This is a genomic window from Hymenobacter sp. J193, assembly GCF_024700075.1.
Taxonomy (GTDB): Bacteria; Bacteroidota; Bacteroidia; order Cytophagales; family Hymenobacteraceae; genus Hymenobacter.
Genome location: NZ_JAJONE010000006.1, coordinates 99,894 through 118,024 on the forward strand (window position 1 = coordinate 99,894; position 18,131 = coordinate 118,024).

Genomic DNA, 18,131 nt, shown 5'->3' on the forward strand with positions numbered 1-18,131 from the left:
TTTGCTGCTACCCCGGCCCTGAGAGCTAAGCGGCGGCTAGCCAGCTCAACTCCGCGGCGGCGTACTCGCGGCCGATGGCATCAAGCTCGGGCGCTGCCTCGCTCGTGGCGGCCACCATCACCGCGCCGGGCGCCGGCTGCTGCAACTGCTCGGCGGGCTGCTCCTGAACCTGCGGCTCGTCCGGCTCGGTGGTGTGACCCAGAATCAGCTCGGCGGCTTTCTGGGCCTTGCTGGCGGCTTTGATGACTAGCTGCTTATCATTTTTCAGCCGCTCCAACCAACTTTGGATATAGGCCACGGCGTTTTCCTCGGTCTGCTCGGTGGCAATGCCGGCGGCGGCACTCAGGAACGAAGCACCCATTTCGGCGGTCAACTCCTCGCGGGCATAGCTCAGGCTTTGCTTGCCTTCGCCGGCGGTCAGGTCGGCGCGGTCAAGGCGGGCCTTGTGGCCGGTGCTGTGGGTCAACTCGTGGAAAAGCGTTTGGTAGTAGCCTTCTGACGTGGTGAACGTCTCCGGCTTGGGCATATTCACAAAGTCCAGCGAAGGAGAGTAATAGGCGCGCTGGTGCAGGTGCTGAATGGCGGGCTTACCGTCCCACGCCTCCACAATACCTTCGGCTACCTCGCTGGGGGTGAATTCGCGCTTCTCCACTTTGGGCAAATCGAACGCAATGCCTTCGATATCCTCCACCGAAAACACGGTGTAATACTTTAGAAAGGGCATTTTTTCCTCTTTGCCGGTTTGCTTGTTCTCGCGGGTGGAAACGTTGTAATACACCACCTGATGGCCTTTGGCCCCCTTGCGGACATTACCGCCCATTTCGAGGGCCTGCTTGAACGTCATGAAAAACGGCAGGGCACCGCTGAAATGCAGCAAAAACAGGTTGATACCACTATAAACGCGGCCGGTGGCGTAGTTGCGGGGCAAGCCGTAAACCGCGTTCCACGGCTTGCGCCACGGAATAATGCCGCCTTCGAGGGCCGAAATGATGCGGTCGGTTACAATCTGGTAAACGTCGGGGCGGGTGGTGGTGGTCTTGCTGGTGGCTTTCTTGGCGGCGGCTTTCGTGGTCTTTTTCATGATAAGCGGTTGCTGTTGTGTGTGTTGCTATATACTTATTAAACGCAAATCATGCCTTTATTGTTGCATTATTTACATTTATTAACGCGCATTTTACATAGATTTATTCCGCTTTTTTTCCCCACTGCCCCAATCGTTGCTCCTTTGTTGAGTCGGTAATGGAATAAGGACCGATGCTTATTCATCTGCCTCTTGTTGTCGGTCCTGACGCAACGCTTTCAATAAGTTTAGCCCTCTGCTGCTGTCGCTGCATCTTATTTTGGTGTTGTAGCACGTATGAACAGCTACTTATACCTTGTTCATGATGGTTGTCAAATCACTTGTCCGTCCATTGGTGCGGCCTTTTGCTGAGTTTTTTCGCCGCGAAGCTGCTAGCGGCATTGTCCTGATGATAAGTGCCATACTGGCGCTGGTGCTGGCCAATACCGATTGGGGGCCGGCCCGCTACTTCCCCGCCATCTGGGACCAGCACCTGCGCCTGGCCGTGAACGGCTACGCCCTCGACCACACGGTAGTGGAATGGATAAACGACGGGCTGATGACCGTGTTTTTCCTCATCGTGGGCCTGGAAATCAAGCGAGAAGTGCTTGACGGCGAGCTGTCCTCACCGCGCCAGGCCGCGCTGCCTATCGCCGGGGCCCTCGGCGGCATGCTTATGCCCGCACTGCTGTTTACCGTCTTCAATCACGGCACACCCACTGCCGGGGGCTGGGGCATTCCCATGGCCACCGACATTGCCTTTGCGCTGGCCGTGCTGCAGTTGCTGGGCCCACGGGTGCCGCTTGGCCTGAAAGTATTTCTGACCGCGCTGGCCATCGTCGATGACCTGGGCGCGGTGCTGGTTATTGCCGGTTTCTATACGACGGAGCTGCATCTGCACTACCTGTACCTGGCGCTGGGGACCTGGGCGGTGCTGCTGGCCTTCAACTGGCTGCGCATACGCAGCTTGAGGGCCTACCTGCCGCTGGGCGCGGTGCTGTGGTTTTTTATGCTCAAATCGGGTATTCATGCCACCCTGGCCGGGGTACTGCTGGCGGCGGCCATCCCGTTTCGCATTCCCTTCTCGCGGCCGGAGCTGCTGCGCCGCGTGGACGAGCGGCTGGCCCTGCTGCGCGAGAAAACTCAGGAGCCCGAGGCAACCCCACGCGTCATCAGCGAGGAATTGGAGTTTCTTTACCTGCGCAGCAGCTCGCCCGCGCAGCGGCTGGAGCAACAGTTGCACTCGGTGGTGAGCTTTGGTATCATTCCCTTGTTTGCCTTCGCCAACACCAGCCTGGTGATTGAGCCGTCGGCCGTGCGTGGGCTGCTTTCGCCGCTGGGGCTGGGCATTCTGGCCGGGCTCGTGGTAGGCAAGCCGCTGGGCATTGCAGCGCTGAGTTGGCTCACGGTGCGCCTGGGCTGGGCCGAGTTGCCGCCCGGCGTAAGCTGGCGGCAACTCTGGGGTGCTGGCATCCTGGCCGGCATTGGGTTTACCATGTCCATCTTCGTCACGCTGCTGGCCCTGGGGGAGCATTCGGCCGGCACCGATGTGGCCAAGCTGGCTATTCTGGTGGCATCGCTCACGGCGGGCACGCTGGGGTTTGGGCTGCTGCGCACGGCTCCCACCGGGCCGACCATTGAGCCCTGAAAGGGTGAGTAAAGCCTGCCATTAACTGATTTAGCGTACCTTTGCCCCTGTAATGCCCTTTTTCCCTTCTCCTACTTTCAAGCTCACCCCACCCTGACGACCGGCTTAGAATGACCCGGCCGCCCCATCCTGCTGGATGAGTGCGGCTTTTCTTTTGCCCATTTTTCAGTGTGATTCATGCAACAAGTAGTTCAGTACTTCAGCCAGTACAAAGTCAGTTACAAAAACGAAATTCTCTCGGGCCTCACGGTGGCCCTGGCCTTGGTGCCAGAGGCCGTAGCCTTTTCCCTCATTGCCGGACTCTCGCCCCTGGTGGGTCTGTATGCGGCCTTCGTCATGGGCTTGGTTACCTCGCTCATCGGCGGCCGGCCGGGCATGATTTCCGGCGCCACCGGGGCTATTGCCGTGGTGCTGCTGGCTCTGGCCAAGAGCCACGGCGTGGAATACATCTTCGCCACCGTCATCTTGGCGGGCGTGCTGCAGGTAGTCGCCGGCTTGCTGCGTCTGGGCAAGTTCATTCGGTTGGTGCCGCACTCGGTCATGTTTGGCTTCGTCAATGGACTGGCTATTATTATCTTCCTCTCGCAGCTGGTGCAGTTCCAGACCGTGGACGCGGCCGGCGCGCACCAGTGGCTCACGGGCTCAGCCCTCTACACCATGCTGGGGCTGGTAGGCCTCACTATCCTTATCATTGCCGGGCTGCCGCGCCTCACCAAAGTGGTACCGGCCTCGCTGGTGGCCATTCTGGTAGTGTCCGGGCTGGTAATTGGGCTGGGCATTTCGACCAAAACCGTGGGCGACATTGCCTCCATTAAGGGCGGGTTTCCGCCGTTCCACATCCCGGCCGTGCCGCTGACGCTGGCCACGCTGGGCATCATTTTTCCCTACGCGGCCATCATGGCCGGGGTGGGACTGATTGAGAGCCTGCTCACGCTCAACCTGATTGACGAAATCACCGAGACGCGGGGCAGCACCAACCGCGAGTGCGTGGCGCAGGGCGCGGCCAACATCGCCTCGGGCTTTCTCTTCGGCATGGGCGGTTGCGCCATGATTGGCCAGAGCCTGATTAACATCTCCTCCGGGGCGCGGGCGCGGCTCTCGGGCATCGTGGCGGCTGTCATGCTGCTCGTGTTCATCATGTTTGGCGCGTCACTCATCGAGCGGGTACCGATGGCGGCCCTTACCGGCCTCATGATTATGGTGGCCGTGGGCACATTCGAGTGGGCCTCGCTGAAAACCTTCGGCAAGATGCCGGTGTCGGACCTCATCGTCATGGTGCTCGTAACGGCCATCACCGTGCTGCTGCACAACCTGGCTCTGGCCGTGCTCATCGGCGTGATTATCGCCGCCCTGGTCTTTGCCTGGGAGAATGCCAAACGCATCCGCGCCCGCAAATACGTGGACGAGGTCGGCGTGCGCCACTACGAGATTTACGGACCGCTGTTCTTCGGCTCAGCCCAGGCCTTCGGCGAGAAGTTCGACGTGCTGGACGACCCCAGTGAAGTCATCATTGATTTCAAGGAAAGCCGCGTGGCTGACATGTCGGCCATTGAGGCCCTGAACAAGCTCACCGAACGCTACCACCGGGCCGGTAAAACTGTGCACCTGCGCCACCTCAGCCCCGACTGCCGCCGTCTGTTGGGCAAAGCCGATTCCATCATCGAGGTCAATATTATGGAAGACCCGCTCTACACCGTGGCCGGAGCCAACGTCATGTATTAACACCTAACTGGCCACAACGAAAAACACCGCTCTGCAAATCAGGGCGGTGTTTTTCGTTGTGGCCAGTTAGTTAGCTGGGCGCGAAGCGCCCGGCTACCGGGTGATTTCCTGGGTACGCTGCGGCTGGGCCATTTCGTAGCCCTTGCTGATTTCGCGGCGCTCGGCCCGGTCGCTGCTGTGCTCAATCACACTGCTGCCCTGCTGGCTGGCCACGGCATCGAGCGTTTGGCTGATTCGGGCAATTTCGGGCTGGTCTGTTCGGTACGAAACCTTCATCTCCGAGTGGCGGATGCCCTGCCCATCAGTCGTACTCTGAATATCGCCGGTCTTCGCGCCGCTGCCGGCCACGGCTTCTTTCACGGCTTCGGCTTGGCCACGGGCACCCGGCGCTGGCGTAACCTCGTCCACCTTGATAACGACCTGCTTCTCGTCGCCCTGCGGCGCGGGGACTGCTCCGGCGGCCCGGGGCTCCGGCGCCCCCTCGGCTGCCGGCGTGGCCGATGCCTGGTCCATGCTCCGGTCGCGGTTGTGGGGCTGAATGGCGGCGGCCTCGGCGACTACTTGGCGTACTGCACGGTCGGCCTCGCTCTCACTGACGCTAACGCCGGCATATACTTCCTGGCCGGCCTCAGCCCGGGCGTTGGTGTTCGTAATGATGGCGTGGATGATGGCAATATCGGGCTGGTCGTTGCGGTAGGTCATATCGAACTCCGCGCGACGGATGCCCTGCTCGTCAATCGTGCTTCGGATTTCGCTCGTCTTGTAGCTGTACGAACTGTTATCCAGCACCTCCTTCCAAGCCTCGGCGCGGCCGGTGGTGTTGGGGGCAACTTCGTCAATCTTCCACGTCGCGGTTTTCTCTTCAGCGGCCGGCGCGGTGGCCAGCGCCTGGGCTGGGTTTCGTTCGACGTAGCGCGCCCGGTCACGGTTCTCCTGCTGCTCGGTTTCATCCACCTTGCGGCCGGTGGGGGGCGGGGTTGTCGTTGATGTACTCCTTCAGCAAAATCAGCCCCGCATCGCGGGCATGCACAAACTGCGCGGTATGCGCGGCGGCTTCTTGCTCGGACTGGTAGGAGCGGAACGGGCGCGACTCCGGCTCCGCGCCAGGACTAGCCACGGCCGCGCCCAGCACGGCCTGATTGAATCGGCGGTCGTCCGCCTCGCGCTGCTCTTGCGCTTCCGGGGTGTTCTCGCGGCGCTGCTGCTCCTGCTGGCGCGCCAGTTGGCGCTGCTCCTGCTCCTGGCGGTGCTGCTCGGCAAGGCGCTGCTGCCGCTCCGCTTCGCGCTGCTGCTCGTCGCGCTGGGCCTGGGCGCGGATTTGCTCGGCATTCAGGCCCTGCCGGGTTAACTCCAGGTCGCGGTTCCAGTCTTTTGCTACCGGATAATCTACCCGCAGGAACGTCTCCTGCTGGCGCTCCGGCTCCGGGCGTAGCTGTTCGCGCTGCCGGTATAGCTCGTGGGTCAGCACCTCCAGCTGCGCGGTGTCGGCTTTGGCCACCGACAACCGCAGTACCGTTTCCCGGTCAGAGCTGCGCTGCACCTCCAGGGCAATGGTGGGGCCGGCTTCCTGGGTGCCGTTCATCTGGCCTACCCGGTCGCTAAGCTGCTGCACCTGCTGCGCGCCGGCTTCGGCCGAGTCGTGGTGATAGGTCACTTTCAAGCCCGTGTGGTACTTGTCGCTGGTGGCGTGCCACTCCACCGGCCGCGTTGGCTCTTTGTAGGCTTCCTGCTCGGCCACGGGCACCAGCGGCCGGGCCGGGTGCAGCTCGTTCAGGTAGTTCATGTTGAACTGCCGCCCCCCGGCGTCGCGGTCGTTGGCCAACACGACCTCCCGGGGCTCCTGCTTGTCAATCACCCGCTGAATCAGGGCTACCTGGGCCTCGGTCGGCGTGCCGCTGGTAGCAATGTAGATGGTGTTTTTCTGGTCCTGGCCGCTTTTCAGCTGGTGGTGGGACAACGAATCAATGGCCGACTCACTGACGATGATGCGCTCTACCTGAGTGCCTTTCCCCTCGGTGGGGTGGGATACCCAAATGCCGTTTTTAGGCAATGGAAGCAGGTTCTTGTAGTGCTCATTCTTCTGCTCGACGCTGGCCAGCCCCTCGGCGTTGTATAAGGGAAAGGCCGTGTTCTTATGCTCGTTCTGCTGCGCGGTGAAGATGCGGCCCTGAAAGGCCGGGCTGTCAATAGTCTGGTCCTCGATGCCCCGGCCGTGCAGGTACGTGCGGTCGGTCAGTTCCCGCTTCACGCCCAGCACCTCGGAAATCAGCCGCGTCCGGCGGTCTTCCTCGGCCTGGCGCTCGTGGTCGGGGTTGCCAACGGACAACGCGTTCAGCCGGGTCACGTCGGCGGCCGGGGCATAGGCACGAGTTGGGGCAGGCCCGTCATTCAGATACTCGCGTAGCTGCTGGCGGACCTGCCCCAAATTCAGCCCGTGGCCATCACCGCCCCGGGTTTTCGCAAAATCAATGACGCTGCCCTTGTCCCGGTCGTCGCCGGTATTGAGGTACACCTGATGGTCATCTTTGCGCGTGACGATGAGCACCTCCCCGTCTTTTTCGAGCTGGTGCCAGTCGCCGCGCTTGCCTTCCTTTTTTATCTGGTAGCCCTGCCGCTCGGCGTAGTCTACGAGGTCAATATCACGCTTGAACCGGTCAAGCTCGTTGGGGTCGTTCTCACGGGGTGCATTCATCGCGGGTAGCTTACTGGTGGTCTTAAATGACCAGTAGCTCCGGGCGGGGAAAGAAAAGCGGTGAGAAGTACCGCTCGGCTACCAGGAAGGCTATCCGGTCGTGGTTACGGGGTAGGGGATTCCGCGCCGCCTGTGGGGGCTTCGGATTCGGGAAGGGGAGGGTTGCCACTGTCAAAGCATTTGAGCTGCTGCTGAAAAGTGGTCAGGGCTTCTACCGTGGGAAACAGGAAGCGGGGACTCTGGCTGTTGGGGGGGATGCGGATTACCTCTGTATCGACGGCCAGGCTGCGGAGCAGGCGCTGCAGTAAGCGCGGCTCTTCGCGTTTGAGGGAGTTGTTTTTCAGGCCCACGATGCTGGTGTAGGGAAGCTCGTGCTGTTCGCAGAACGACTTCAACTCCCCTTTGGCCAGCATCAACAGGCGAAATTGGGCGTAGCGGATGGCGTCGGCATAGGGGACGGAAAGCTTTAGGTCGGGGAAGCCCAGCGGGGCCGAAATGTGTGGAGATGGTACCATGTAAACAGTTGGTGTTATAGTGCAAAAGGTGTGAGTGGACAGATGCTTACGCAAAGAATCCACAAAGACACAAATTGCAGCTAAACGCTGCAAACAGGTAACTCAAAAAGCCAAAATAGTACGATTAGCCGTCGGTCAGCTTAATAGGTGCGGAGGCTGCGGAAACGGACTACTGCGGCTAACGCAGAAACTCTTAAGAAGTTTAAAAGAATTACTTTAGAAATCTTTCAGAACTTTATCAGAACACAGGGCGTAAAGCATCGCCAGTATGCAAGCTGCCCTGTTCTTCCTGCTGGTACTTCTGCCCCTCGCGGCCCTATTGGGGTTGGTGTGGTGGCGCTTCACCGGCAGCGGGAAGGGCAAGCCGGTGGCGCTGGTCGCCACCAGCAACCACCGGTCGGTGCGCTCCTTTCACTATGGGCCAAAGCCAACGCCCGCGCCGGCCGAAGCCGCGCCGCCCTTGTCGGCCGACAACCCCATCTCGCGCTTGATGCCCGAAGAGGATTTTCGGGCCAAGGAGGAGCAGGAGCTGCAGGCGGAAGCGGACCGCATGGAAGCCGACCAAATCACGGCGCGGGAGCTGGCGGCTACGGAATCTGCGGTGGATGCTGCAGCTGAGAATGAGGCCGCTATACCAGCAGAAGTGCCGGCCACTGAGGAGACAGAGGCCACGCCGGCCGATGCTGCGCCACCGGTAGTCTCTTCGGTTCACGCGCTAGGTACGGCGGCAGTGTCGGTTTTTGATAGGCTGGGTATAGACGAGCCGGAAAGCCCGACCACTGCGGGCATGGAAGCAGCGGCAGTTCCAGCTACTGAAACGGCCACTGCGGCTGACACTGCACATTCAGCCCCGGTAGCTGCGGCAGATGATGCCGTGCCGGAATCCCTCTATGACAACCCGATTACGACGGCCGCCCCGACCAAGAACGACCAAGCCAATCAACTGAAGCAGGTAGAGCTACGCCAGCGCAAGCGGGCAGCCCTCGCGGCCAAGAATGCCAGCCAGAAAGCGGCGCTGACAGGGCTGTATCCCGGAAAGTAAGCCGGCCCCGGCGGCCGGCACCCGACCTACTTATGAGCACGCTACCCCATCCTCATTTCTACCCTCCCGCTATGCTACCTCACTCATCCCCGCTACCCGCCGCCCCAGTCTTCCCACTTCTTCCAGTGCCCGCCCCAGCCGCCCCCAGCTGCTTTTAAGACCGGGCCAGACCTGTCTGGCCGGGGCACTGCCGCGTGCCAGCCCTGCGCCAGCCAGCCAGCCAGCCAGCCAGCTGCTGCGCTGCGCCCAATCCGTTTTCCACCGCTTCCGGGGAGATAAGCGCCCCCACACTCCATTTCCAACACCCTTTCCCCCATGTTCACCAACCCCCTTTCCCTGGCCAAGAAATTGGCTGTTGCCGGACACGCCTACCAACCATCCAAAGCAGAGAAACGCGCCTACGCCATGCTGACGGCCCTGGCGTTGTCCAACCGGGCGGCTTTTGCCCAAAGCGGTAGCGCCCAAGGTGCCCTCGAAGGGGTACAGGAAACTGTCGTGGGCATCGTGCAGGTCATCTTCGCCATTATCCTGATTATCGGCCTGATTCGCGTGGTAATGAAGTTCGTGCAGGGTGCCCCGGATGCGCTCGGCTCCCTGGGCTGGCTCGTCGGCGGGGTCATCCTGTGGTTCGGCTTCCAGCTGTTCAAGGACGACTTGGTAGGGGCCGTAGGCGGCGGCGAAGGGGGCGTACGCTAAGCCCTGAGTTTCCGCTCTCATGCGCTCCTACAAGTCTATTGAGCGACCAGCCCAGGTCCTGGGCATGAATATTCAGGACCTGGGCATCATGGTTGGCCTGTTCATCGGTTCCGTGCTGCTGCTCGGATTTCTGGGGATGGCAGTCAAAATTCCCCGCATTATCTACCTGCTCGTCATCGTCGTGGAACTGGGCCTCATCATGGGCCTGCGCTACCTGAGCCGCAAGCAAGCGCCCGGCTTCCTGATGGGGTGGCTCTCCTTCACCTTCATTCAGCCCCGCCGCCTGGCCGTGGGGCCTTTACCAACTCCCGCTCATGACAAAAAAGCCAAAAACCACCGCGTTTAGCGCGGTGATGCCGGTGCATAGCTTCGAGGGCGACAAGGTCGTGTTCAAGGATGGGCGCGTCGGCGTGGGCTTCCTGGTCGAGCCGGCCGAAATGGAAAGCTGGACCATTGAAGACTACGAGGCCTTCCAGGCCGCCCTCGTCGGGGTGCTGCGGGCGCTGCCGGTGGGCAGCATCGTGCAGAAAACCGACATCTACTACGACCGGCCTTATCGGGAAGACAAAACCCAGCAGACCTACTTTGAGAACAAGATGAACAAGCACTTCTATGAACGGCTGGTGCTGTTCCAGAAGTCCTACTTGTTCATCTCGTTTGCGCCGGCGGCGGTAAAGTCGCCCAAAACCAACGCGGTGAATGCCCTGGTGGCCCGCGCCGGCGAGGCCGTGCTCAAGAATCCGTTTGCGCAGCTGGTGCAAACCCTGGAGGTGGCCGAAAGCGGCGCGGTCGAATTCATTCAGGGCATCAAGAACCTGGGCGGCGTCACCTTCGAGCGGCTCAGCAGCCAGGAAATCCACCAGCTGTACCTGCAGTACTTCAATCTCAATTTCGACGGCCAGCCCACCCGGCAGGAGCGCGAGATGGGCAACGATATGGGCACGTTCAGCGTGGGGGAGCAGAAGGTTAATGTCCTGTCGATGGTGGGGCAGGGCTCGGACGCTTACCCGGCCGTGAAAAACAGCTACGGCGTTACCGCGCCCATGCTCTACCCGCTCACGCATATTCTCCAGTGCCCGCACGTCCTCACGCAGGCCCTGATGATTCAGGATACCCGCGCTGAGCTAAGCAGTCTGGATACCGACCGCAAGCTGAATGCCTCGCTCTCCTTCCTGGCCACCCAGGATAACCACCTGCGGGCGGCCGAAGTCGAGGAGTTTACCGCCGAGGTGCGGGCCGAAAACAAGCAGATTGTGGGCCTGCACCTCTCGGTTATGCTGTGGGATACCAACGATACCAGCCGGCGGGAAAACGTCGAGCGGGCCACGGCCGCTTTCCGCTACATGTTCGGCACGGAAAGCGTCGTGGAAAGCTACCTGGCCCTGCCGGTGTTCTTCGGCCTGCTGCCGGGCAACGCCAACCAGGTACCCGACCGCTGGCTGACCACCACCGCTGACCGGGGGGCCTGCTACATGCACTGGACCGCGACCTACAAGACGGACCCGGTAGGGGAATACCTCACTGACCGGTTCCGCAATCTGGTGCAGGTGAACCTGTTCAACACGGCGCTGGACAATCAGAATGCCATGGTTATCGGGCCTTCCGGCTCGGGCAAGTCCTACACTTTCGGCAACCTGATTGTGCAGCGCTACGAGAAAGGAGCGCGGCAGATTATCATGGACGTGGGCGGCACCTACCGCAACGTGCTGCAGTCCCTGAACGGGGAGGATTTCGACAACACCTACTTCGAGTACGACCCGCAGCGGCCCATCGAGTTCAACCCCTTCATCGTGCCCCGAGACAAAGCCAACGGGAACAAGTGGCTCTACAACGATGAGAAAACCAACTTCCACCTGGCCCTGATTGCTGCCCTCTGGAAAGGGGGCAAGGATACGGGCCTGGATAAGTCGGAGCGCACCATCCTCAGCCGGTTTCTGATTGAATACTACGTGTATCTCAACGAGCACGACAAGCTGGGGCAGAAGGATGAGGAGTTTCCCGGCATGGAAAGCTTCTACCGCTTCGTGGAGCGCTACGACGCCGATATGCAAAAGCCGGTGTCGGTACCCGGCGAAGGGCAGGAAGCAGACCCGTTGGACGGCGCGCGCCGGCAGTATCAGAAAAACATGAAGTACATCGACATGCACCAGTTCTTCCTGGTGCTGGGTCAGTACATCAGCGGCGGGCGCTACGAGCGGGTGCTCAACGCCAAGCGCGACGTGGATTTGAGCGAGTACCGGCTTATCTGCTTCGACCTGGCCAAAGTGCAGGCCGACCCCGACCTGTACCCGGTGGTGGCCATGCTCATCACCGAGCTGAGCCTGGACCTGTTCCGCAAGTTCCCGGATGACGTGAAGTACATCGCCCTGGACGAAGCCTGGACGATGCTTAGCGGGGTGCTCTCGGAATTCATCGAATCCATGTACCGCACGATTCGGAAGACCAACGGCTCGGTGACCATCATCACCCAGGGCATCACCGAGATTACCAGCAGCAAGATTGGCCCGGCCATCATCAACAACTCGGCTACCAAAATTATCCTGCGCCACATCAACCCGGACTCGCTGGCCCAGCTGCAGGCCCCGCTCGGCCTGACGGGCCACGAGATGGACTTAATTAAGTCGGTGCGCTCTACCGATGCTCTGCGCGAGTTCTTCATCAAGCAGGGAGCAAAAGGGAAGGTATTTGCCCTGGAGGCCTCGCCCCAGCTCGATGCCATCCTGACTTCCAAGCCGGTGGAGCGCAACCACCTCAATAAGCTGGTGAAGTTCTACCAGCAGACCAACCGCCGCCCCAAAGTGGACAAGGCTGGCCAGCTCGTGGTCGGCACCGATGGGGAGATACAGTACGAGGACGTGAAAGTGCAGCGCCTCGACTACGCCGTGGACCAGTTTGTCGAAGATAAGCAGAGCCGCAAGCTCGGGGGAAATGATGAGCAACTTTCTAATGGTGGCCTACGGCATCGACCCGGGGTTTCTGCGCGCCTGTGACCAGACCTTAGCCATTGTGCTCACGGCCTGTCGGTTTCTGACGCCCTCGCTAATGGGCATCGCCCTGCTCTACACCATCGGGCGTGGCTTTATCAGCGGTAGCGGCCTGGCAATGGACTGGGGGCCGATTATCAAGGCTACCTGGATATTCTTCCTGCTCTTTTTCTACCAGAGCCTGATTGATACCCTGGGTACCGGCATAGCGGCCTTTACGGCCCTGTTTTCTACCGACCAATCCGCGGCCGAAGCCCTCAGCGCCCTGACCACGCCGCCGGCGGTGGCGGCAGCGGCCAGTAATGACAATATCGGGATGGGCGACATTGTATCGGGGGCGGCCGCCATGATTAGCAGCATCTCCGATACGCTCAGCTCCTTCACCTTCTCGGGCATTATGACGCGGCTTTTCACGGCCACCACCGTGCTTATCGTCCGGGAAATAATGACGTTCCTGCAACAGTTCATTCTGGGCTTCCTCTACGTTTCCGGGCCTATCGCCATGACGCTCTCCGTCATTCCGGCCTTCGGTCAGTTGGCCATGAAGTGGCTGCAGAACTTCATCGCCGTCCAGATGTGGGGGCTCACGTTCGTGCTGCTGGATACCATGTACGGCTTTTTTGCCGATACCCAGCGGGTCGCGGGTGGCATCCTGGCCAGCGGCGGGCCGGCCCAATCGGTGGATGACACCAAGTTCATGCTCATGTCAGTGGCCTTCGTGATGCTCTACATCATCGTGCCCTACCTCACGTCCATGTTCATCGGCTCCTCGGCCGTGCAGGGCTTTGCCGGCCAGATGGCCGGTATGGCAATGGGCGCGGCGACGACCGTGGCCGGGGTTGCGGCTCCCGGCGGGGGCGGTCTGGCCTCGGCCGTGGGCCGGGCAATGGGCAACGCTGGCGGCGGTAGTAGCAGTGGCGGCAGCGGTGGCGGCAGCGCAGGCAGCTCCAGTGGCGGCGGAAGTAGCAGCAGCGGAGGTGGCGGCGAAGCAAGTAGTTCCGCCTCCTCGGGCTTGCCCTCCATTACCATGTCGGACGCGCTGAACCCTTCCTACCGGCAGCGGGCCTCGGGCCTCTGGACTACCTAAATCCCCTCTTCTGAAAGGGTCTTTTCTGCTGCTCACTCAAGGGGGCGGTAGGGCAGAAAATGCCCAAACGACCTGATTTCAACCTTCCCGCCTGACTTTCTAACCAGTTATACGATGGATTCCGCCAAAGATTTGAGTACCTCCTTCTCCACCATGCGCAACCTGGCGCTGGGGAGCGTTATAGCCCTGCTGCTGGTCGCCCTGGCCTCGGGCTTCCTGGTGTACCGGGCCTACGAGAACAGCGGTAAGCGCGTGTACGTCGTCTCGCAAACCGGCTCGGTGGCGGCCCTTTCGGCCGGCACGGATGCCCACACCGCCTACGAGGCCCGCAACCTGGTGCGCCAGTTCATGCAAACCATGTTCGGCCACGACCAATACACTTACAAGGCCAACCTGGACGCAGCCCTGCCGCTGATTGAGGGCCGCGGGGGCCGCCGGATTTACGAGGGCTTCACGCGGGGCCAAGTGCTGCAGAACTACGAGCGGTACGCCGCCCGCAACGTCGTGACGGTGGATAGTGTGCTCGTGGACATGAGCAAGCGCCCCTGGGCCGGTCAGGTCTACATCAAGCAGCGCATTTTCATCGGGGGCCAGCAGAAAGAGCCGCTGCCGCTGGCAGCCAAGTTCAACCTGGAAGAAACTAACCGCTCGGATGCCAACCCCTACGGGCTGCTGATTACCAACTTCGACTACATCCCCTACACGCCCACGCTGACGCGGGAAGAAACTGAGTTGCTGCAGTCGCAGGAAGCCGACCGGCAACGTCGCCTACAGGAAGCGCAAAGTGGCTTGGCCCCGGCCCCCGATGAGGCCCCGGCTCCGGCTGCTGCCACTCGCGCGCCGGCTGGCCCGGCTCCTCGCTAACCCCTAAACCTGATGTCAATCATGCCTAATTATATCCTGCCGGCCCTGCTGGGCCTACTTTTTTCCGCTGCCGGGGCCTCAGCCCAAACTGCCCGCCCGCAGCGCCCGCCTTCCTCGGTGGTAGTAGCCAATGAAACCCTGCTGGACGTGGCCGTTTCGGACAGCTCCACTACCTACCTCGTGTTCGGTGGCCCGGTGTCGCTCGTCGATGTGGGCATGGCCAATAACTACCTGGTCAAAATCGAAGCAAATGCCGTGTTCGTGCGCGCCAAACGCAAGAATGCGCCCCCTACGCCCATGCTCATTCGCTACGGCTCGAAGTATTGGATGGGGCGTCTCGTGTTTGTCAACCGGCCGGTTCTGCAACTCTATGACTTTCAGAAGGACGGGGCCCTGGGCATGAGCGGCACCGGCACGGCGGCCGGCTCGGCTCCGGAAAACGAGTTGGCGCTGGATAAGGAAGAGGAGAAGAAAAGCAGGGTCGAGGGCAAGCTCAGCCAGCTGCGCAAAGCCAAGGAAGAGCATCAGGCGGTAGCCGTGGTGGATAATGACCTGGTACTGTCGCTGGCCAACGTGCGCAACGACAAGGATTTCACCTACCTGCGCTTCAAGGTCATTAATAAGACCAACATCGACTACAACGTCGATTTCACCGACTTCCAGTTGGTGGAAAACGCCCAGAGGAAGTTTCTGGCCCGCAAAAAGAACGAAGCGCGCCGGCCGCTGGCTCCTTCGGGCGGGCTGGCCAACCAGATTATCACCGGCCGCACCACCGGCTACCTGACCTACGCCATTCCCCTGTACGCGGCCACGGAACGCGGCTACCTGGAAGTAACCCTGCGCGAACTCAACGGGGCGCGGGTGCTGGTGCTGCCGGTACCCTCGCGGGTGATTAACCGCGCCTCCACCATTTAAGGCCGCCGGCCCCTATCCCTATGGAACCCATCACCTCCCCAAATCAGCCGGCCGTTCGGCCGCCGAACCCCGATAATGAGCAGGAGCAGCGGTCAGCGGCCGCGGTTGAGAAACGTACGCCCACCGAAATTCTGCGCACCAACTGGATGGCTTTTGCCGGCCTGCTGCTGGTGCTCGTGGTCGGGGGCCTTTTCCTATGGCTTAAGTCCGCGAAGGAAGCCGCCCAACAGGAAAAGGAGCCGGTAGCGGCGGCCTCGGCCAATATTGAGCCGGAAATTGCTTCGCCCGAAACCTCGCCGGTTTCGCCCGTCGCCTCGCCTTCGGCCCAAATTGAGGCCCAGCGCCGCGCCGAGATGGACGCCAAATCGGCCCCGGCGACCCCAACCGATGAAGATGTGGTTGATGTGTTTGCCGTCGATACGACCGGGCAGGCGCTGCGTCGGCGGCGGCGCGCTCAGGCTTTCTCGCAGGCGGCAGCCCGTCGCGCCGAGGCCGCCCGCGTGGCCGCGGCCGACGTGGATACTATCGAGACGACTATTCAGGACCCAAGTACCGGCTCTTACCGCTCGGAAACGCTGGTGGTGCCTCGTCGCCGTAACACGGCCAGCGGCGGCGGTGGCCGGCGGCGCACCTCTTCGGCTGCTGCCCATAGCCTGGTGCCGGCGCGGGACGCGGACGGTACCCCGTTTGAAACCGACCCGGACGTGTTGGCGATGCTGGCCAGCTCCCCGCCCGAAACCCGCGCTGCCTACGAGCGCATGACGGGCAAACGCTACCGCGACCCCAACCAGACCGCGCAGCTGCTGGCCAACCGGATGAATGCCCCCGGCATGGATGGCTTCAATACCGTCAAGGTGGGCAACTCCTCGCGCATGATGGCGCAGGGCAACTACCAGCAGCAACAGCAGCTCACTCCCGACGTGTTTTTTAAGTGCGTCATCAACGGGGAGCAGAAAGTTCGCACCGGCTCGGTGGTCATTCTGCGCCTGCTGGAAGATGCCGTGGTCAGCGGCGTAACCTTCCCCCAAAAACATGGTCTTCGCGGCCGTGGCCACGGTGGGCAATAACAACGTGACGCTGGAAGTCAACCGCCTTGGGCCCACGCGAGTCGAGGCTGACATTTACGACTTCAACTACATGCCCGGCATCATGATTGACCCGGTGAAGCGCATTGCCAAAGATGCCTCCATGGCCGGCAGCGACCTGCAGCAGCAGACCACGCAGGAACTCAGTACCGCCATCGACCGCTCGGCCTCGGCCGCTAACTCGGTGGTGGGCGTCGGGGGCCGTGTCGCGGCGACGGTGCTCTCCCGGCCCAAAACGCGCACCAAGCTGCGCGACGTGCTGCTCCCCGATGGCTACCCCATCCTGATTACCACGGCGGCGGCCGGCCAGTTGGGGCCGGAAGCCGCGAGTGGCCGCTGATTCCTTTCCGTTCACCTAAAAGCTTATGACTATGAAAAAGCTCCTTTTGCCCGCTTTGCTGGCCGTTGCGCTGGTTTTCTCCACCAAGGAGGCCTCCGCGCAAGCCGTGGTAAATGACCCGCTGCACATGGGCATTCACATTGGTGACTTCGCCAAACGGCTGGCCCAGTGGACCGAAACCGTCAAGAACTACCAGGTAGTAAAAGATGCCCGGCAGATTGCCGGCGTCACCAAGGATATTACCGGTCAGGTAAAGGACATTACCGACCAGACGCTGCAGCTGCAGCGGCAGGTGCAGGCCGACTTACGGAAGGTACAAAGCATTCAGGATTTGCGCCTCTCTAACCCGCAGGAGCTGTTTGCGCGGGCGCTGTCCATGTCGGGCCGGGGCCAGAGCAACCAGTATATGCCGGTGTTTCAGAAAGCCGAACGCCTGCGGCAGGCCCTGCAGCTTAACAATCCCCAGCAGGACCTGAACACCGTGTACGACGTGTTTTCCCGCTTTGGCGCGGGGGCCACGGCCGGCAACAACCGCATGAGTTCCTCCCAGTATCAGGCCAAGCGCGAAGAAGCCGCCGTTTCGACCTTCGCCTACGAGGAGATGATGCAGAAGAAGAAGATTGCTACTGCCTTCGGCTACTACAAGATTGCCGACGAAATGACGCAGCAAAGCATTGAAATGAATGCCACGCTGAAGAATCCGGGCCGGTACGCCATGACGGAAGGCGAGCGGATGGCCGCCCTCAACTCGTCGAACGACAACATGATTAAGGCCATGCAGCTGCGCCAGGAAGCCGACCGGCTGTTGGCCGAATCCTCGCAGCCCGGTCCCTCGCGCCAGGCGGCGGAGCTGGTGTACGCCGACGTGTTGGTTCAACAGTCACTCATTAAAATGGACCGCGCCCGTCCCCGTCGCTAATCCCGCATGAAAAAGCTCCTGCTTGTGGCGCTTGCAATGGCTGGGGCCGGCACATCGCCGGCCCTGGCTCAACGCCACGTTAAACACATCTCCAGCTGGGGTGCCCACCTCGGGCGCTCTGAAAAGGGCGACTACTACGAGTTGAGCTACAACTCCATGCTCACCGATAAGCTGGCCCTGCGGGCCAGTGGCCTGCGGGATGCCGGCAACCTCCGCACCCAGGGTGAATACTCGACCTATCAGGGCCGGCTGTTCATCGCCCCACAACTGTTCCGCATTGGGGAGTTTGCCTACGTGCATCTGCTCATCGGGGCGGGGGCCGGCTACGAGCGCACCAACGAGAATCGCACGGGCGAGCTGGCTGCCGATGCCAGCGAGCCGCAACGCTTCACCTACGGCCCGCAAGCCGGGGCCGAAGTTGATTTCTTCCTGGGCAACCGCCTTTCCCTCGTGGCTACCGGCACGAAAGGCTACCTGTTCAACAACCCTCTCATCGACCAATTGCCCGGCAACGCGAGTGCCGGCCTGCGGTATCACTTCCGCTAATCACCCTTTCTGACCT

Annotated in this window: 17 protein-coding genes; 13 read left to right on the top strand and 4 right to left on the bottom strand. The window is 61.3% G+C overall.

What is annotated here, in order from left to right; translation table 11 throughout:
- Window positions 1-25: 25 nt before the first annotated feature.
- A complete protein-coding gene (locus tag LRS06_RS24165) occupies window positions 26-1,081 on the bottom strand; it encodes an ArdC family protein (protein WP_257873841.1) in 1,056 nt (351 codons plus the stop codon).
- 301 nt (window positions 1,082-1,382) lie between these two features.
- Between LRS06_RS24165 and nhaA the strand changes: the two genes are divergently transcribed.
- Window positions 1,383-2,708 carry a Na+/H+ antiporter NhaA gene (gene nhaA / locus LRS06_RS24170; protein WP_257873842.1) on the top strand — a complete coding sequence of 442 codons (1,326 nt, stop codon included), beginning with the start codon at window positions 1,383-1,385 and terminating at the stop codon, window positions 2,706-2,708.
- 177 nt (window positions 2,709-2,885) lie between these two features.
- Window positions 2,886-4,430, top strand: coding sequence for a SulP family inorganic anion transporter (locus LRS06_RS24175; RefSeq protein ID WP_257873843.1), 1,545 nt, complete (start codon window positions 2,886-2,888; stop codon window positions 4,428-4,430).
- 93 nt (window positions 4,431-4,523) lie between these two features.
- Here the strand turns inward: LRS06_RS24175 and LRS06_RS24180 are convergent, their stop codons facing one another.
- From LRS06_RS24180 to LRS06_RS24190, 3 genes are all read right to left on the bottom strand, one after another.
- A complete protein-coding gene (locus LRS06_RS24180; protein WP_257873844.1) occupies window positions 4,524-5,384 on the bottom strand; it encodes a hypothetical protein in 861 nt (286 codons plus the stop codon).
- Window positions 5,377-7,122: a toprim domain-containing protein gene (locus LRS06_RS24185; protein WP_257873845.1), complete on the bottom strand. Its 1,746-nt coding sequence runs from the start codon at window positions 7,120-7,122 to the stop codon at window positions 5,377-5,379. The genes LRS06_RS24180 and LRS06_RS24185 overlap by 8 nt, the downstream gene beginning before the upstream one ends.
- A 104-nt stretch (window positions 7,123-7,226) precedes the next feature.
- On the bottom strand, window positions 7,227-7,637 hold the full coding sequence (locus LRS06_RS24190; RefSeq protein WP_135533111.1) for a hypothetical protein: 411 nt from the start codon (window positions 7,635-7,637) through the stop codon (window positions 7,227-7,229).
- Between the two features lie 268 nt (window positions 7,638-7,905).
- Between LRS06_RS24190 and LRS06_RS24195 the strand changes: the two genes are divergently transcribed.
- The 11 genes from LRS06_RS24195 (at window position 7,906) to LRS06_RS24245 (ending at window position 18,115) form a co-directional block, all read left to right on the top strand.
- Window positions 7,906-8,679 (top strand): hypothetical protein, encoded by a 774-nt coding sequence (locus tag LRS06_RS24195; protein ID WP_257873753.1) that lies wholly within the window; start codon window positions 7,906-7,908, stop codon window positions 8,677-8,679.
- A 315-nt stretch (window positions 8,680-8,994) separates the two neighbouring features.
- Complete coding sequence (locus tag LRS06_RS24200; RefSeq protein ID WP_135398391.1) at window positions 8,995-9,375, top strand: hypothetical protein; 381 nt, start codon at window positions 8,995-8,997, stop codon at window positions 9,373-9,375.
- A 19-nt stretch (window positions 9,376-9,394) separates the two neighbouring features.
- Window positions 9,395-9,721 (top strand): hypothetical protein, encoded by a 327-nt coding sequence (locus tag LRS06_RS24205; protein WP_257873846.1) that lies wholly within the window; start codon window positions 9,395-9,397, stop codon window positions 9,719-9,721.
- Window positions 9,690-12,365 (top strand): VirB4 family type IV secretion system protein, encoded by a 2,676-nt coding sequence (locus LRS06_RS24210; RefSeq protein ID WP_257873847.1) that lies wholly within the window; start codon window positions 9,690-9,692, stop codon window positions 12,363-12,365. The genes LRS06_RS24205 and LRS06_RS24210 overlap by 32 nt, the downstream gene beginning before the upstream one ends.
- Window positions 12,307-13,446 carry a hypothetical protein gene (locus LRS06_RS24215; RefSeq protein WP_257873755.1) on the top strand — a complete coding sequence of 380 codons (1,140 nt, stop codon included), beginning with the start codon at window positions 12,307-12,309 and terminating at the stop codon, window positions 13,444-13,446. Before LRS06_RS24210 ends, LRS06_RS24215 begins: the two co-directional genes overlap by 59 nt.
- A 114-nt stretch (window positions 13,447-13,560) precedes the next feature.
- The gene (locus tag LRS06_RS24220) at window positions 13,561-14,310 is read left to right on the top strand and encodes a conjugal transfer protein TraK (protein ID WP_257873756.1); all 750 of its coding nucleotides are present in this window, start codon (window positions 13,561-13,563) and stop codon (window positions 14,308-14,310) included.
- 21 nt (window positions 14,311-14,331) lie between these two features.
- Complete coding sequence (locus tag LRS06_RS24225) at window positions 14,332-15,225, top strand: conjugative transposon protein TraN (RefSeq protein WP_257873848.1); 894 nt, start codon at window positions 14,332-14,334, stop codon at window positions 15,223-15,225.
- Between the two features lie 20 nt (window positions 15,226-15,245).
- Window positions 15,246-16,292 carry a conjugative transposon protein TraM gene (locus LRS06_RS24230; RefSeq protein WP_257873849.1) on the top strand — a complete coding sequence of 349 codons (1,047 nt, stop codon included), beginning with the start codon at window positions 15,246-15,248 and terminating at the stop codon, window positions 16,290-16,292.
- Window positions 16,258-16,650, top strand: a complete 393-nt coding sequence (locus LRS06_RS24235) for a hypothetical protein (protein ID WP_257873850.1) — start codon at window positions 16,258-16,260, stop codon at window positions 16,648-16,650. Before LRS06_RS24230 ends, LRS06_RS24235 begins: the two co-directional genes overlap by 35 nt.
- A gap of 31 nt (window positions 16,651-16,681) precedes the next feature.
- Window positions 16,682-17,569: a hypothetical protein gene (locus tag LRS06_RS24240; protein WP_257873759.1), complete on the top strand. Its 888-nt coding sequence runs from the start codon at window positions 16,682-16,684 to the stop codon at window positions 17,567-17,569.
- Window positions 17,570-17,575: 6 nt separating this feature from the next.
- The gene (locus LRS06_RS24245) at window positions 17,576-18,115 is read left to right on the top strand and encodes a hypothetical protein (RefSeq protein ID WP_257873851.1); all 540 of its coding nucleotides are present in this window, start codon (window positions 17,576-17,578) and stop codon (window positions 18,113-18,115) included.
- Window positions 18,116-18,131: the final 16 nt, after the last annotated feature.